The sequence below is a fragment of the Algoriphagus sp. PAP.12 genome (assembly GCF_026652115.1).
GTDB lineage: Bacteria > Bacteroidota > Bacteroidia > Cytophagales > Cyclobacteriaceae > Algoriphagus.
Genome location: NZ_JAPPSQ010000101.1, coordinates 1 through 209 on the forward strand (window position 1 = coordinate 1; position 209 = coordinate 209).

Consider the following 209-nt stretch of genomic DNA (forward strand, 5'->3'; position numbering starts at 1 on the left):
CTCCTCTTAACATAAACCTAGCCCTTCCTTTGTTGTGTTTGAAGTCTGCAAATACCGGTTCCACATCGGTGGCCCGTTGCCTTCTCTTCTGGATTCCCTGCTCAGAGGTGAGTCGTTGTCTTGCCTTGTTTTTTTGTTGCTGTAGTCTGGTGTTTACCTTGAGAGTCTTGTTACCGATCCCAGGTCTACAAGTAGCAGCCAGTGGGCAC

General features: G+C 48.8%; 1 protein-coding gene. It reads right to left on the bottom strand.

All coding sequences use genetic code 11. From position 1 onward, the window contains the following. A partial coding sequence (locus O0V13_RS21645; RefSeq protein WP_268037092.1) for a transposase occupies positions 1-209 on the bottom strand: 209 nt, incomplete at both ends.